Here is a 15,535-nt window from a genome sequence, read left to right on the forward strand (position 1 = left end):
CATAAGAGCAAGCTCTTAATCCATTCGCTCGACTTGCATGTATTAGGCACGCCGCCAGCGTTCATCCTGAGCCAGGATCAAACTCTCCAATAAAGTTAGTTTGTCTAGCATCTAGAATAAAAATTGACGTTTCACGTTGTTTGTTTCGTTCAGTTTTCAAAGAACTTGTCCGCCGCTTCAGAAGCGACTTCATCATATTAACATCTTAATTTTTCGATGTCAACTAAGTTTTAAAATTTCTTTTTTGTCGTTTTCTGCGTTTCCGCATCAGCGACGTTTATTAATATACCATCACACTTTTTAAATAACAAGTGTTTTTTTTATAAAAATATAAAAAAATTATCTACCCTACTTTCTTCTATAGAAATAACTATTATCCTTACTACTGAAAATAGTTATTCTAATTGTATGCTAATACACTCCGTTCAACCAAATTGTATTTCACAATGCCTTCCCAAATTTTCATTCTCTTCTATATTAAAGCTTATAATCATTATCCTTCTATAAAATAACTATACAAATTAGCCTTAAGAAAAAATCCTGTCTACATTAAACAGCCACTCGCGCGCATTATCCCCTTCCTTCTCATTCAAAAATTTACCCCCTACAAATTAACAACATTCCAATCCTAATACAAACTTAAGGATATTGTTAGAATTTTTTTACATTTAATTAATGAAAAATATCCATTTTTTGTTATATAGTAAGAAAGGACGCACTCAACTATAAATAAACCAATGGAGGAATTATTTTATGGATAGGTTAACAAAGTTTTCATTAAAAAACCGAGCTGCCATTATCATCATGATTTTTCTCATTTCCATACTCGGTGTTTATTCCGGCTCTAAATTACCTATGGAATTTTTACCGAGTATCGACAATCCAGCAATTACCGTCACAACCTTATCTCAAGGACTCGACGCTGAAACGATGACAAAGAATGTAACTGATCCTCTCGAAAAACAATTTCGCAATTTAGAACACGTCGACACCATTACTTCTTCTACATACGAGGGATTATCACGTATCGACATTGCGTATACATCAAAAGCAAACATGAAAGATGCAGCACGCGAAGTCGAAAAAGCCGTCAATACAATTAAATTACCTAAAGATGTAACCAAGCCCGTAGTTAGTCAATTAAACACTTCTATGATTCCACTCGCTCAAATTACTATCCAGAAACAAAACGGTTTTTCAAAAGCAGATGAAAAACAAATTGAAAAAGAAATCGTACCACAACTCGAAAACATTGATGGTGTTGCCAACGTTATGTTTTTCGGAAAATCCACCTCTGAATTATCTATCGTACTTGATCCGAACCAATTAAAAAACAAAAACGTAACATCACAGCAGGTACTAACTGTTTTACAAGGAAAAGAAACTTCTACTCCAGCTGGGGCAATTACTGTTAATCAGGAAGAATACAACCTCCGCGTCATTGGGGACATAAAAAATGTAAATGACATTAAAAACATCACTGTGGCACCCCAAGTGAAATTGCAAGACATTGCTCAAATTGAAATCAAACAACACTACGATACAATCTCACATATAAACGGAGAAGAAGGCACAGGATTAATCATCATGAAAGAACCGAGTAAAAATGCAGTTGCCATTGGAAAAGAGATTGATAAAAAAGTTAAAGAGATAGATAAGGAATATAAAGATCAATTTTCCATTAAACTTTTGGCTTCAACCCATGAACAAGTTGAAAATGCTGTTACTAGCATGGGAAAAGAAGTAATACTTGGAGCAATCGCTGCAACTCTAATTATCTTAATCTTTTTACGTAACTTCCGAACAACACTCATCGCTGTTGTCAGTATTCCATTATCCATTTTATTAACACTCTTTTTACTACATCAATCTAACATTACGCTTAACATTTTAACCCTCGGTGGTTTAGCTGTTGCGGTTGGACGTCTCGTCGATGATAGTATCGTTGTCATCGAGAATATTTTCCGCCGTTTACAAAAAGATTCTTTCTCTAAAGATATCATTCTCGATGCAACGAAAGAAGTCGCAGTCGCAATTACTTCTTCTACTTTAACAACGGTCGCTGTTTTTTTACCTATCGGCCTCGTATCAGGAGCAATCGGAAAATTAATGTTACCTATGGTATTAGCAGTTGTATATTCTATATTATCATCCTTAATCGTTGCACTAACAGTTGTTCCACTTATGGCTTTTTTACTACTCAAAAAAACAAAGCATCGAAAGCCAAGTTCTTCATCACGATATGTCGCTACATTAAAGTGGGCTCTTTCTCATAAATTCATTATTCTACTTACTGCATTTTTATTATTTGTAGGATCAATTGCAGCTTATATATTACTACCGAAAGCAAACATAAAATCTGAAGACGACACAATGTTATCTATTAACATGACATTTCCAGCCGATTATAATGCTGAATCTCAAAAACAAAAAGCATTTGATTTTGAAAAGAAATTACTTTCTAATTCAGATATAACAGACGTTATTTTACGAATGGGATCTAGCGCAGAAGATGCACAATGGGGGCAAACAACTAAAAATAACCTCGCTAGTATATTCGTAGTCTTTAAAAAAGGTTCTGATATTGATCAATATATTAAAGAGTTAAAAAAGGAACATAAAACTTTTGAGCCTGCTGAACTTGATTATATAAAAACAAGTTATTCAAGCTCTGGCGGCGGCAATAACTTACAATTTAACGTAACAGCTACTAACGAAGCGGATTTAAAAGAGGCGGCTACTATCGTTGAAACAAAACTAAAAAGCATGGATGATCTTTCTAAAGTAAAAACAAACTTAGAAGATTCTAAGAAAGAATGGCAAATTCATATTGATCAAACAAAGGCTGAACAACTAGGTTTAACACCAGAAATATCTGCGCAACAAGTGGCATTCCTTATGAAGAAATCACCTATTGGCGAAATTACAATTAATAATGAAAAAGCTACTATTATGATAGAACACAAAAAAGAAAACATTAATAAACAAGAAGATATTTTAAATACAAACATACTATCACCTATTAATGGACCAATACCTTTAAAAGACATCGCAACTATTTCAGAAAAACAAACACAAACAGAAATTTTCCATAAAGACGGAAAAGAAACAATCCAAATTACAGCCGAAGCTTCAAATGAAGATTTGAGTAAAGTAAACACAGCAGTAAATAAAGCGATGACTGACTTAGATTTACCTGGTGGTGCAAAAGTAAATATCGCAGGAGCTACTGAATCTATGCAAGAGAATTTTACAGATTTATTCAAAATTATGGGGATTGCAATCGGGATTGTATATTTAATTATGGTTATCACCTTCGGGCAAGCACGTGCTCCTTTTGCAATCCTATTCTCCTTACCATTAGCTGCTGTCGGTGGTATTTTAGGATTAATCATTTCACGAACACCTGTTGATGTAAATTCCTTGATCGGCGCATTAATGTTAATTGGGATTGTTGTTACAAACGCTATTGTATTAATAGAAAGAGTCCAACAAAATCGTGAACATGGAATTGAAACTAGAGAAGCCTTACTTGAAGCAGGTTCTACTAGACTACGCCCAATTATTATGACAGCTATTACAACAATCGTTGCTATGCTCCCACTCCTATTTGGCCAATCCCAAGCAGGAAGTATGGTATCAAAAAGTTTAGCCGTCGTTGTCATCGGCGGTTTGGCAGTCTCAACTGCTCTTACATTAGTAGTCGTTCCAGTTATGTATGAACTATTAGATAAAATCGGGAGAAAAAGACGCTCCCGTAGGAAAATAAGCACTTCTACAGAAACACCTGATATTTAAAAACAAAAGGCGTTATCTTCACAAATGAAGATAACGCCTTCTCTCTATTTAGTCATATAATCCATCATTTTTTCCACATATTGCTCTATAGGTTTACTAGAATCCACAATCTAAATTACATCTGTTCTTCTTTATAATTAATCACAAATTCAACAATCATTACATCCATTCCTTCTATATTAAAATACAAAAGAACCCCCTACTTATAAATAGAGAGTTCTTCTTTATAATTTATGCCGCTTTTACCTTTTTCGTTGTTTTACTTTTTCTTTTCGTTCCTGTAAAGCGCTTGTGTAATATAGATGCTATCAAGCGTGAAATAACATTGAATAGTAATACCATAATAATTAATACAGCTGCAGATTTTGTCGCAATCAACTTCGCATCTGGAATAACTCCTTCAGAATTTAATTTCCAAATGTGAACCGCTAATGTTTCAGCTGGTCTAAACGGATTTAAAGGATGCGCAGGACTTGAGAAATCCGCTGCTGAATTTAAAATCGGGGATGTTAAACCCGCTGTGTAAATTAATGCTGCCGCTTCCCCAAATATACGACCCGCCGCTAAAATAATCCCTGTAATAATTTGTGGTAATGACGATGGGATAATAATACGAGCGATTGTTTGCCACTTCGTTGCACCTAATCCAAGACTTGCCTCTTTTACATTCTGAGGAACTTCTGAAATCGCATTTTCACAAACACGCGTTAAACCTGGTAAATTTAAAATAGTTAAAGCAAGAGCACCACCCATTACTGTGTATCCCCAACCTGTCATTGTAACGAACACTAACAAACCAAACAAACCAACAACAATAGAAGGTAAAGACGCCATCGTCTCTATACATAGACGAACAAAATTTAAAAAACGTCCTTGTTTTGCGTACTCTGCTAAATATATTCCAGCACCTAATCCAAGAGGAATAGATATAATAAGCGTTATAACAAGCATGTAGAATGAATTGAATAACTGCGGACCAATCCCACCACCAGCTCTTGTATTGCTTGGTTCTCCAAACAAGAAATTAGGATCCCAAAATCCCCATCCCTTTTGTAAAATCTCAAATACTAAGAACACTAGCAAAGCTACAACTAAAGCCGCAACCGCATAAAAGATACCTGTCCAAACTTTATTTACCGTTCTTGCATTCATTATTATCGCTCACCTCTTTGCCCAATCGCTCGAATTACTAAAATAAACAGGAATGAAATAACAAGTAAAATCATCGCTAAAGTCCATAGCGCATTGTTCCAAGCAGTTCCGTTCAATGTATTCGTCATGTCCATTGTTAAAATACCAGTTAACGTCGCTGTCGGACTATATATTCCTTCTGGTAATTTAATCGTATTCCCGATTACCATTTGAACCGCTAACGCTTCACCGAAAGCACGCGCTAAGCCTAAAACAACACCTGTTAAAATCCCTTTTTTCGCAGCAGGAACAATCACTCGGCTAATCGCTTGCCATTTCGTTGATCCTAGACCATAAGAAGCTTCTAAATAATCAAATGGAACAGAACGTATTGCATCAGAAGCGATACTAGCAATAGTAGGTAAAATCATAATACTTAATACAACAATACCTGCAATTAAACTAAAGCCTACTCCCCCAAACGAATCACGTAATAGCGGTACTAAAATCGTAACCCCTAATAATCCGTATACAACCGAAGGAATACCAACTAACAATTCTAGAACAGGCTTCAATACTTTATTTCCAAACTTTGGCGAAATTAAATTCATGAATATAGCAAGAGCTATAGCAATTGGTGCACTAATAATAACCGCACCTAACGAAACCACCGTTGAACCTACAATGAAAATTAAAGCCCCGAAGGATCCTTGATCAGCATTTGGATTCCATTTTGTCGATGTTAACATCTCAGTAAATGAGATACCACTTTGTGTAAAAGATTGAATACCTTTCCCACAAATAAACGCAATAATAGCTAATGTAATTAAAACTATAAAAATACCACAAAACGTAACAAGTGATCTTCCTATATATTCACTTTTCACGTAATTAATTTGTTTTTTCCCCTTCATCACAGGACAGACCCCACTTCACAGATTGAAATGAACAGGACTGGCCTTGCAGCCAGCCCCATAAAATTTTATTACTTATTTAATTTAGACATTGGAATGTAGCCCATATCTTCTACTTGCTTTTCAAAATCTTTACCTTTTACATAATCGATGTAAGCTTTCGTCGCTTCCTTCGCTTCACCTTTTGTTACCATATATTCGTAAGACCAGAATGGATATTTACCAGACGCGATGTTTTCAACTTTCGGTTCAGCACCATCAATTTTCACTGTTTGTAGTGCGCCTTTTTTCTCGCCCACCATGTAAGACATTGCTAAATAGCTCACCGAACCAGGAGTAGAGTTAATCGCTTGCTCTACTGCACCGTTAGAATCTTGTGTTGTACCAGTTCCATCATTAATTTTCGCGTCTTTCATAATCGTTTTTTCAAATGTAGCACGTGTACCAGATGAAGCTGGACGATTAATCACATTGATTTTTTCATCTTTTCCGCCAACTTCTTTCCAATTTGTTACTTTTCCAGTGAAGATATCTTGTACTTGTTGCATTGTTAAGTTATCAACTTTTACATCTTTATTTACGACAAGAGCGAATGCAATACCCGCTACCTTGTTATCTACTAATTCTTTCGCCTTTTCAGCATCTTTTATTTTATCTCCGGATGGAACATCTGAATTACCAATTTGTACTGCACCAGATGCTACTTGGTTAATCCCAGTTCCACTACCGCCACCTTGAACTTGAATAGAAACTTTTGAATTTTTCTCCATGAATTTCTTTCCAGCTTCCTCCGCAAGAGGTAGAAGAGCTGTAGAACCAGCCGCTGCAATCGTACCTGATAATTCTTGTTTTGTATTATCGCTTCCTTTAGCAGTGTCTTTACTAGTTGTATCTTCTGCTTTCCCACAACCAACTAATGCTCCTGCTACCACTAAAGCTGCTAAAGAAAATTTAATACCTTTTTTCATAACCATGTCTTGTACCCCCATTTGGATTATCACTTTTCGAATTCATTTTCTTTCGAACACAAATTCATTGTAGGACAACAATATTATGTGAGTGTTAAGCAATTTTTAATTTTAAGTAAATGACGATAATAATCTTTAAAAGCTAGAAATCCCAACATTTATAGTTAAATAACCCAACAAAAACCACACTAACTACGCTGCAATGTAAATATATTCTTAACAATGTAAATTCAATGTAAATGTTTTTCTCTCTTTTTCCCTTTTCGTTAAAGTTACATTTACAATTCCGCTGTATTTTGTAATTTTTACACACCTAATTTATGCACATTAAAAATAATTTCAGTAATATTTTTTAGTACAACTAAATAAATTGGAACAATTCTAAAAATAAATGAATATTTTTAAAGTACTAATTGACAACATAATCCAATGTAGTCTACTATATTACTAACAAAAAGTTTACCTTAGGAAACTTTTTAAACTCAAACTAAAAATATAGAGATGAGGTAACTTTTATGGTATCGGCTAATATAAAACCACTTTCCGAATTTAAAATAGGAGAGTTTGTACAAATTGAGAAGATACAATTAGAAGGAACTATGAAACGACGCTTATTAGATTTGGGATTTATCCCGGGGGCGACGATTAAAGTATTGCAACGCAGTCCACTTGGAGATCCGGTCGCTTATCAAGTGAGCAACACAACTATTGCACTGCGCAAAGAAGAAAGCTCCCTTATTTTCGGGGTATTAATAGGAGATGATTTCAGATGAGCAAACATCGTATCGCTTTAGCTGGTAACCCGAATACAGGGAAAAGTACATTATTTAATACTTTAACAGGCTTAAAACAACATACTGGAAACTGGACGGGAAAAACTGTTTTAAAAGCTGAAGGAGAATATGAACATAACGGAAGTAATTATACATTAATAGATTTACCGGGAACTTACTCACTATACTCAAATTCCGCAGACGAAGAAGTAGCGAGGGATTATATTATATTTGAAAAACCAGAAGTAACTGTAGTTGTTATAGACGCAACTGCTATGGAAAGAAATTTAAATTTAGCACTCCAGGTGATGGAGATGACAAATAATGTAGTCATTTGCATTAACTTAATTGATGAAGCCCAGAAAAAAGGCATCCTTATTGATGAAAAGAAATTAGCAAAATCACTTGGTGTGCCTGTCGTTAAAATTTCAGCACGTAACCGAGTAGGTATTGGTCATTTGCTAAATGTTATTGCAAAAGTAGCAAATAAAAAACTAATTCCAGCACCAATTAAAATTACTTACAGCGAAAAAATCGAAAATATGATTCAGGAATTAGAACCACAAATTTATAAAGTGTTCGGTGATACGTATCCAGCACGTTGGATTGCGTTACGTATATTAGATGGAGATAAAAATTTCTTAACTACACTTCAAAAACACCATAATGAACCACTTGTAAGGGAGGTCGTAATTAATGGAATCTCACTCAGCCAGTAAAGCTCTTCCATTAGACTATATTATTCAACATGCACAAACACTTTCAAAAGAAGATATACGAGATGATATAGTCGGAGATATTTACCGAACATCTGCAAGCATATGTAAAGAATCCGTCCAATATACAAATACTGATAAATTATATCGTTCCGAAAAACTAGATAAAATTTTCACATCTCCAATCTGGGGATTCCCAATTATGCTCGGTATTTTATCTATTATTTTTTATCTTACAATTGCAGGCGCTAACGTACCATCTGATATGATTGCCGAATTCTTCGGATGGGCCGAAGGATATTTAACATCTTGGTTCCAAGCTGCGCATGCACCTGAATGGTTACATGGCATTTTAATACTTGGTTTGTTCCGTGGTATCGGTGCTGTTATTAGCGTTATGTTACCACCTATGGCAATCTTTTTCCCTATGTTCGCGCTATTAGAAAACTACGGATACTTACCACGTGTCGCGTTTAATATGGACCGCTTATTCAAACGATCCGGCGCACACGGGAAACAATCTTTAACAATGGCAATGGGATTTGGTTGTAATGCAGCAGCCATTATGTCAACACGTATCATTGAATCACCACGTGAACGTATGCTAGCAATTTTAACGAACAACTTCGTTCCTTGTAACGGTCGCTGGCCTATGTTAATTTTAATGGCTTCACTATTTATGGCTGCTGGTTATACAGGCAGTATGCAAACATTGGTTACTGCTGGCGTTGTAGTCGGAATGGTTGTAATTGGTGTTATTATGACATTAACTGTTTCTTGGGTACTATCAAAAACAGCCTTAAAAGGGGTTCCAACTCACTACACACTTGAGTTACCTCCGTACCGCAAGCCAAAAGTTTGGAATACAATTGTTCGCGCAACACTCGATAAATCAATCTATGTTTTAAAACGAGCTATAGTTGTTGCTGCCCCTGCGGCTGCATTAACTTGGTTACTTGCTAACATTTTTATTGGTGACACAAGCTTACTTATGTATTTTGTAAACTTCCTAGATCCATTTGCTAAAATGTTAGGACTTGACGGCTTTATTCTAGCTGCATTCATTCTTGGACTACCCGCTAATGAAATTGTAATCCCAATTTTATTAATGTCTTACTTATCAACTGGGGCCTTAACTGAAATAGATGATTTTAATCAAATTAAAAATCTATTCCTAGAAAATGGTTGGACTTGGTTAACAGCGTTAAACACAATGTTGTTCTCACTTCTTCATTTCCCGTGCGGAACAACACTAGTTAACATATACAAAGAAACAAAAAGTGCAAAATGGACATTCTTATCGTTTGCAATCCCTACCGTTATCGCCATTGCTGTTACATTCCTCTCTACACAATTGGTACATTGGTTAGGGCTTGTATAAAGCAAAGCATACATAGAAGGTATCCCCCTTCACATATGCTTTGCACGAAAGAAACCTGAAATTATTCAGGTTTCTTTTTTTGCACATCAGTATTCCACGGCTGTGCTCCATACGTTGTGAGTTTTTTATGAATAAAATATATAGTTCCTGGAAGAACTGCCATTAATATCGTGCAACTAATTCCTAATCCAGTAAACAACTTTCATCACCTTATTTCACTCTTTTCGGTAAAGCTGAACCTGAATGTTCAATTGTTGGATGAACATGAACAGTAATTTCAGCATTACTAAAGTAATTTTCGCCTTGATCCCAATTCTTACTTATTTTTGTCCATTCTTTATAATTATGTCGCTTATACACTTCCCCTAACTCTAATACATCTACCTTATATTTTTTTTGAACAAGCTTAATCGATTTTTGAATACGCTCCTCCATTTCTTCCGATATATCCTTCTCTAAACTCTTTTCATTCAAAACCTTTTTATGATCACTAAAGTGCAACTCAGCTATTGTACCTTCCAGAAATAAATGAATATTAAATTTCGGTTTTGTAGCATTCGTTGTGGATACTTTAATTTTTCGACGTAACTTATGAATTTCATATGTAATAAGTTGATTCTTTTTACGGATGGTAAAAAAACCTCCAATTTTTTTACCTATTATATAATTCATCCCTACTGTTTCTTCCCCACTCAAATTGCCTACACACTTATTATCCTTTCCACGAAACAATGCTGCACCGTTCATTTGTACTCCTTGTTTTGTTAGTTCCAGAATAGGTAATACAAAACTTCGGTTAGAGATCATCTTTTCCTGCACCTCACCAATTCTTGCAGCCTCAATCATTTGGGCATTTTTCGGAGGGTGTTCAGCTAACATATCAATATACTGCGCCGGTAAATTTTCAGGCTTGGCACTTTGTTTTAAAATAGCTTCGGCATTTTTATTAGAAACGAACAAACGAATATTTCTTCTCATCTCATGATCGCGAATATATACATCTAACGTATTTTGTAAAATGTATGGATGTGAAAGTAATTCTTCAGAGAAAATAATCACCTGTATATGAGGGAAAAATAATGTACGACTAATTTTTTTGGCGATTATTCTTATTTGTTCAAATACACTATCTGCTTTTGCACTAACATTAATATAATTTTCGCTATCCCCACCCCCTTGTCCACCCTGTTGAGACAATTTACTGGGGAGTACCATCTGATAGGTCCCTTTCATAATTGGATTCGCTTTCTTCTCCTTCACAATATCGTAAGCCGCTCCTACTACAAATCCTCTTTCTTCTATCTCTTCTAACTCAGAACACCCACTCATAAATCCAGTTAAAGCCATAACCATTATAATTTTAAGAAGGTGTTTCATTTCCACCATTCCTTCTTTTTATTTTATATACAATCAAAACGAGCAAAGGAGCTAACAAAACAAACCCCATATCTATCCAAGCTAAATAAGTCCCATAACTTGATAAAGTATTCAAACTACTAGGTATCATATTCACCATAAAAATAATAGGGGCACTTACGAAAATAAAAATTTGTTTCTTCACTTTCGGAAACATAGCACAAAACAATAAAGATGCGACGTCATAATACATTGCTGTAGTGTTATAAATAGTAATAATCCAAGTCGTAAAAAAAATCGCATCAAACCTTTCTAAAAATCCTCCACCAATTTCAATTTCTTTCCCTAATTCAATTGTTGGATATGTCAATCCACGTGTTGTCATATAAGTAAAAACACTAATACAAGTTACATAAATTAAAATGTATGACAGCACGTTTACCATCACCGCTTTCGCGACTGCCATTGGCGCTTTTTTCGCTGTCTTATCATTCAGCAAAACCGCATAAAATAACGCTACTTCAAATCCAATAAACGTAAAAATAGAATTTTTAACTCCAACAGCATATTGACTTACTTTCGTTTGAAAAGCTGGTAGTAAATTATTTATTTCCATTAAATTTATATTCAATAAAGAAAGAAGTACTATCGCAATTAAAACAATAGGTAAGAATAAAACATTTAACCTTAATAAGGCTGCTCTTGATCCTGCTATTCCATAAATAACAACTAATAAGAAGAAGAAAGACAGTAGTTGTATTGGTGTATCACTAAATAAATACGTTTGAGAAATAACTGAAATCATTCGCGATTCATATGCTGTCAAAGCAGCAAACGTTAATACTAAAATACTACTAATTGTGTATGCAACAGGCTTCGTCAAATGCGCACTCGTATATTGAACAAAATTTTGTTTTGGAAATAAGATAGCCACTCTCGTCACAAACCAGCCTAAAACTGCGCAGATTAATCCACCCAAAAGCAAGATAATCCAACCGTCCGAAAATAAAGTTTGGTTAGCGATATCTCTTGGCATAGACAATGCCCCTATACCAATAATGGTCGATGATACCGCAAACCCAATTTCACGAGATCCAATCTCTTCATCGCCATACTCAAATGGTTTCACTTATTTTCGCTCCTTTGGACGTATTGTAGAATCTTTTGTTTGTAAGTACTCTGGTCTATCTTTCAACATCGATTTTGGCATGCGAATAAATTCTTCTTTCCAATCTTTATAAAATGCAGGAGCAATTGGAGTTGTATACGGTATACCAACACTTGTTAAATTTGTAATATGAATAGCAAGTGCGATCAGAGCTAGAATGATCCCATACAACCCAAAAGCCGTTGCAGCTAATACAAAGACGAAAAGTAAAATTCGGAACGTAATCGTAATACTATATACAGGAAGCGAAAACGTAGCAATCGCAGTAACTGCAATAATAATAACTAAAAACGGATTTACAATCCCTGCATTTACCGCAGCTTCTCCAATTACAAGACCTCCTACAATCCCTATCGTTTGTCCCATCGGTTTCGGCAATCGGATTCCAGCTTCTCGTATTAATTCCATAGTCAAGGCCATCATTAACGTTTCAATATATGCTGGAAATGGAACACCTTCCCTCGCACCTGCAATTGAATAAGCCAGTTTAGAAGGAATAAGTCCTTGATGATAAGATACAAGTGCTACATACATAGCTGGTAACAAAACCGCAATTATACCTGAACCCATACGTAAAAATCTTAATAACGTTCCAATCACCCAGCGCTCGTAATGATCTTCTACAGATTGAAAAATATCAACAAACACAAGTGGTGCAATAAGAGCAAACGGGGATCCGTCTACTAAAATGGCCGCCTTCCCTTTCGCTAATGAGGCTATAATATTATCAGGCCTCTCTGTATTCAAAAACTGTGGAAATGGGGATAAATTATTATCCTGAATTAATTGTTCAATCGTACCTGTTTCCAAAACGACATCTGTCACTATTGATTGAAGACGGCGATCTAACTCTTTTACAATGTGAGGATTAATAATATCCTCTATATATACTAGGGTTACTTCTTTCTGCGATCGCTTCCCCATAATATAAGATTGGAACCTCAACTTTGGATCGCGTAAACTGCGTCGGATTAACATTTTATTCACATTAATATCTTCATTTAATCCAACTCTCGGTCCGCGTATTAAATCTTCTGTCACTGGTGGTTCTAAACTTCGCTTCTCCCAGGCCCTACTATTAATAACGATAGCGGTTTGAATATTATCAATTAATATAACTGTATCTCCCGCTAATATCGCATTCATAATATCTGGAAACTTCGTCTTTACACCCACTTCTGCGATAGAAATAAAACGATCCAATAACGTTTGAACAACAGCTTCCTCATTTATAATTTCTTCGTATTGCAGTGTGCGAATGACATATTTATAAACATTATCCTTATCTGTCAATCCACATAAAAACACAACCGCACTACGTGTAAAACTCCCAGCAAGAGCAACTTCTCTAATTGTTAAATCATTAGGTGAACCTAACTCATCCCTAATTTCTTTCATAACTTCAAATAAGTTACCTTCAAGCTCTAACAATTTCCCCACCTAGCTTCCTTTTCAACAAGTTTTTAGTTAGATTCCGCTAATAGAAGGAAATATATACAAAAAAAGAGCTATCTCTTTTCAAAGATAGCTCTAATAAAGTAAAACTTTAATCAACCCTCACCAATCGGGCTTTTACGGACAGTTTAATCCCCACCTAACTTCTTTGCTTCCGCTGAATTTTGAGGTGGGGGTCTTACTGCCCGTTAATGCAGGATAAACGAATTACTTTTCTACTATTATAGTGTTTTTCTTTATAAATACAACTTTTGTAAATCCACTAACTACAAACATCACAATTATATTAATTAACAATGCGACTATACCTACATTCAAATCTTTTATATACTGCGGGAAACTCGGAAACATCGTGGCTATAGTTGAACCAGATAAGGTAATATATGCGACCACTAATAGCCCAACTCCCATTCCTGCAATCGCCCCTTGCTTCGTAATAATTTGACGTGGAAACAAGCTACATACAAGTGCAGGGAAAAGTTGCGTAACGATACTGTATCCCATTAATAGAAGTGCTCCTATTGTTTCTCCTCCCTTAAATGTAAATAAAACTGCCACGAGCGTTACTACAGGCACAAATAATTTTGCCATCTTAGCAACTTGTCTATCTGAAGCAGACGGGACTATCGTTCGGTAAATATTTTTTGCTAACAGTGTAGAAGCCGCCATAACAAGCATAGACCCTGGAACCAATGCCGTTAATACTCCCGCACTACCAATAATTCCAATAAACCAAGGATCAAAAGTTTGTAAAGCAAGACGGAATAACGAAAGATCTACATCCGCTCCCTTTAACCCAGGAACTTGCAATATAGCAGCAAATCCTGCAAAAAATACGAAAAGTAAAACTAAAGAATACAATGGCATAATTGCTGCATTTTTACGAAATACTTTTTCATTTTTTGCAGAAAAAGCAGAAGCAAATGTATGAGGCCACATATAAAAACCGAGGGCCGTTAATATAATAGTAGAAACAAACCAAGAAATACTCATTCCTTCTTCAGGTAAAGATAAAAATCCCGGTTTCGCTGCCTCTACAGCCTCAAACATCGGCTGAAATCCTCCATAATAATGATACGGCAAATATATACCTAAAAACATAACGATAAACAGTATCATAATATCCTTCAAAGCAGCCGTCCAAGCCGAACCATGTATACCTGAAACCATTACATATATAGTTATAACAATAGCACCGATCCATACTGCAACAACAGGTGACACCCTTCCGTAAGAAGCTTCTGAAACGATAATTCCCAGTCCTTTTAACTGTAAAACAAGATATGGGATGATGGAAACAACACCAACAATCGAAACAATAAGTCCAAGCGCTTTACTTCTATATTTCTTCGCAAAAAAATCCGACTGTGAAACAAGGTTATGCTCTTTCGCATACTTCCAAATGGGTGGCAATAAAAAATACGATAAAAGATAAGCTAAAGCACCATATCCCAAAATATAAAAGGTAGGTGCTCCTTTACTATACGCCCAGCCGCTTCCCCCTAAAAATGTAAACGTCGTATAAATTTCACCTGCCATAAGGAGAAAAACAAAAATAGTGCCAAATCCTCTTCCTCCAACTGACCATTGTTCTAAATTCATATCTTTTCCATGTTGTGCCCGAATCCCTAAAAATAGTGCGAGAAACAAAAATAAAATAATGATAAGTAATGCAGTCATTTTACATCCTCCTTATTAGCAGGATCAAACACGTACACAAGCCACATACAAAAAGATGTAATAAACACTGATAATAATACCCAAAATAATAAAAATGGCATCCCTAATACGTAAGGAGTAACTGAATTCGCAAATATTGGCCCAACTACTAAACAAAGAACTGGGATAAGCGCTAGAATGTGTATTTTCTTCATC

The 15,535-nt window shown here is 35.4% G+C and carries 13 protein-coding genes, 1 rRNA gene and 1 pseudogene; 4 read left to right on the top strand and 11 right to left on the bottom strand.

Annotated features, from left to right (window positions below):
• A 16S ribosomal RNA gene (locus HMAS_RS24580) occupies positions 1 to 93 on the bottom strand; the annotation flags it as partial.
• Between the two features lie 660 nt (positions 94 to 753).
• Between HMAS_RS24580 and HMAS_RS24585 the strand changes: the two genes are divergently transcribed.
• A complete protein-coding gene (locus HMAS_RS24585; RefSeq protein WP_116345069.1) occupies positions 754 to 3,798 on the top strand; it encodes an efflux RND transporter permease subunit in 3,045 nt (1,014 codons plus the stop codon).
• A 44-nt stretch (positions 3,799 to 3,842) separates the two neighbouring features.
• On the opposite strand, the pseudogene HMAS_RS28375 reads toward HMAS_RS24585, so the two are convergent.
• The 4 genes and pseudogenes from HMAS_RS28375 to HMAS_RS24605 all read right to left on the bottom strand — a co-directional run.
• Positions 3,843 to 3,908, bottom strand: a pseudogene (locus HMAS_RS28375) (ATP-binding protein); the annotation flags it as partial.
• 121 nt (positions 3,909 to 4,029) lie between these two features.
• A complete protein-coding gene (pstA, locus tag HMAS_RS24595; protein WP_000994141.1) occupies positions 4,030 to 4,950 on the bottom strand; it encodes a phosphate ABC transporter permease PstA in 921 nt (306 codons plus the stop codon).
• 2 nt (positions 4,951 to 4,952) lie between these two features.
• Complete coding sequence (pstC, locus tag HMAS_RS24600) at positions 4,953 to 5,843, bottom strand: phosphate ABC transporter permease subunit PstC (protein ID WP_000676676.1); 891 nt, start codon at positions 5,841 to 5,843, stop codon at positions 4,953 to 4,955.
• 71 nt (positions 5,844 to 5,914) lie between these two features.
• On the bottom strand, positions 5,915 to 6,817 hold the full coding sequence (locus tag HMAS_RS24605; protein WP_000245108.1) for a phosphate ABC transporter substrate-binding protein PstS family protein: 903 nt from the start codon (positions 6,815 to 6,817) through the stop codon (positions 5,915 to 5,917).
• A 509-nt stretch (positions 6,818 to 7,326) separates the two neighbouring features.
• Here HMAS_RS24605 and HMAS_RS24610 point away from each other — a divergent pair.
• Genes HMAS_RS24610 through HMAS_RS24620 form a run of 3 tightly spaced genes read left to right on the top strand, consistent with a single transcriptional unit; the run spans position 7,327 to position 9,681 of the window.
• Positions 7,327 to 7,584, top strand: coding sequence for a FeoA family protein (locus HMAS_RS24610; protein ID WP_000252982.1), 258 nt, complete (start codon positions 7,327 to 7,329; stop codon positions 7,582 to 7,584).
• A complete protein-coding gene (locus HMAS_RS24615) occupies positions 7,581 to 8,303 on the top strand; it encodes a FeoB small GTPase domain-containing protein (protein ID WP_000033871.1) in 723 nt (240 codons plus the stop codon). Before HMAS_RS24610 ends, HMAS_RS24615 begins: the two co-directional genes overlap by 4 nt.
• A complete protein-coding gene (locus HMAS_RS24620) occupies positions 8,281 to 9,681 on the top strand; it encodes a nucleoside recognition domain-containing protein (protein WP_116345070.1) in 1,401 nt (466 codons plus the stop codon). The genes HMAS_RS24615 and HMAS_RS24620 overlap by 23 nt, the downstream gene beginning before the upstream one ends.
• 61 nt (positions 9,682 to 9,742) lie before the next feature.
• Here the strand turns inward: HMAS_RS24620 and HMAS_RS27850 are convergent, their stop codons facing one another.
• The 6 genes from HMAS_RS27850 to HMAS_RS24645 form a co-directional block, all read right to left on the bottom strand.
• Positions 9,743 to 9,880: a hypothetical protein gene (locus tag HMAS_RS27850; RefSeq protein WP_000493997.1), complete on the bottom strand. Its 138-nt coding sequence runs from the start codon at positions 9,878 to 9,880 to the stop codon at positions 9,743 to 9,745.
• An 11-nt stretch (positions 9,881 to 9,891) separates the two neighbouring features.
• Entirely contained in the window at positions 9,892 to 11,058 is a 1,167-nt protein-coding gene (gene gerLC / locus HMAS_RS24625; protein ID WP_000681632.1) for a spore germination protein GerLC, read from the bottom strand.
• Positions 11,042 to 12,166: a spore germination protein GerLB gene (gene gerLB / locus HMAS_RS24630; protein ID WP_000802009.1), complete on the bottom strand. Its 1,125-nt coding sequence runs from the start codon at positions 12,164 to 12,166 to the stop codon at positions 11,042 to 11,044. Before gerLB ends, gerLC begins: the two co-directional genes overlap by 17 nt.
• Positions 12,167 to 13,645 (bottom strand): spore germination protein GerLA, encoded by a 1,479-nt coding sequence (gerLA, locus tag HMAS_RS24635; protein WP_025921876.1) that lies wholly within the window; start codon positions 13,643 to 13,645, stop codon positions 12,167 to 12,169.
• 222 nt (positions 13,646 to 13,867) lie between these two features.
• Positions 13,868 to 15,340: a sodium:solute symporter family protein gene (locus tag HMAS_RS24640; RefSeq protein WP_098906008.1), complete on the bottom strand. Its 1,473-nt coding sequence runs from the start codon at positions 15,338 to 15,340 to the stop codon at positions 13,868 to 13,870.
• Entirely contained in the window at positions 15,337 to 15,534 is a 198-nt protein-coding gene (locus HMAS_RS24645; RefSeq protein WP_006919289.1) for a DUF3311 domain-containing protein, read from the bottom strand. Before HMAS_RS24645 ends, HMAS_RS24640 begins: the two co-directional genes overlap by 4 nt.
• Position 15,535 lies beyond the last annotated feature (1 nt).

The organism is Bacillus sp. HMA207, assembly GCF_003402455.1.
Classification (GTDB): Bacteria; Bacillota; Bacilli; order Bacillales; family Bacillaceae_G; genus Bacillus_A; species Bacillus_A cereus.

What these genes read in the sequence shown, in the direction of transcription:
- HMAS_RS24585 (WP_116345069.1), top strand. Translation starts at nt 754, where the DNA reads ATGGATAGGTTAACAAAGTTTTCATTAAAAAACCGAGCTGCCATTATC.
- pstA (WP_000994141.1), bottom strand. Translation starts at nt 4,950, where the DNA reads ATGAATGCAAGAACGGTAAATAAAGTTTGGACAGGTATCTTTTATGCG.
- pstC (WP_000676676.1), bottom strand. Translation starts at nt 5,843, where the DNA reads ATGAAGGGGAAAAAACAAATTAATTACGTGAAAAGTGAATATATAGGA.
- HMAS_RS24605 (WP_000245108.1), bottom strand. Translation starts at nt 6,817, where the DNA reads ATGGTTATGAAAAAAGGTATTAAATTTTCTTTAGCAGCTTTAGTGGTA.
- HMAS_RS24610 (WP_000252982.1), top strand. Translation starts at nt 7,327, where the DNA reads ATGGTATCGGCTAATATAAAACCACTTTCCGAATTTAAAATAGGAGAG.
- HMAS_RS24615 (WP_000033871.1), top strand. Translation starts at nt 7,581, where the DNA reads ATGAGCAAACATCGTATCGCTTTAGCTGGTAACCCGAATACAGGGAAA.
- HMAS_RS24620 (WP_116345070.1), top strand. Translation starts at nt 8,281, where the DNA reads ATGGAATCTCACTCAGCCAGTAAAGCTCTTCCATTAGACTATATTATT.
- gerLC (WP_000681632.1), bottom strand. Translation starts at nt 11,058, where the DNA reads ATGAAACACCTTCTTAAAATTATAATGGTTATGGCTTTAACTGGATTT.
- HMAS_RS24640 (WP_098906008.1), bottom strand. Translation starts at nt 15,340, where the DNA reads ATGACTGCATTACTTATCATTATTTTATTTTTGTTTCTCGCACTATTT.
- HMAS_RS24645 (WP_006919289.1), bottom strand. Translation starts at nt 15,534, where the DNA reads ATGAAGAAAATACACATTCTAGCGCTTATCCCAGTTCTTTGTTTAGTA.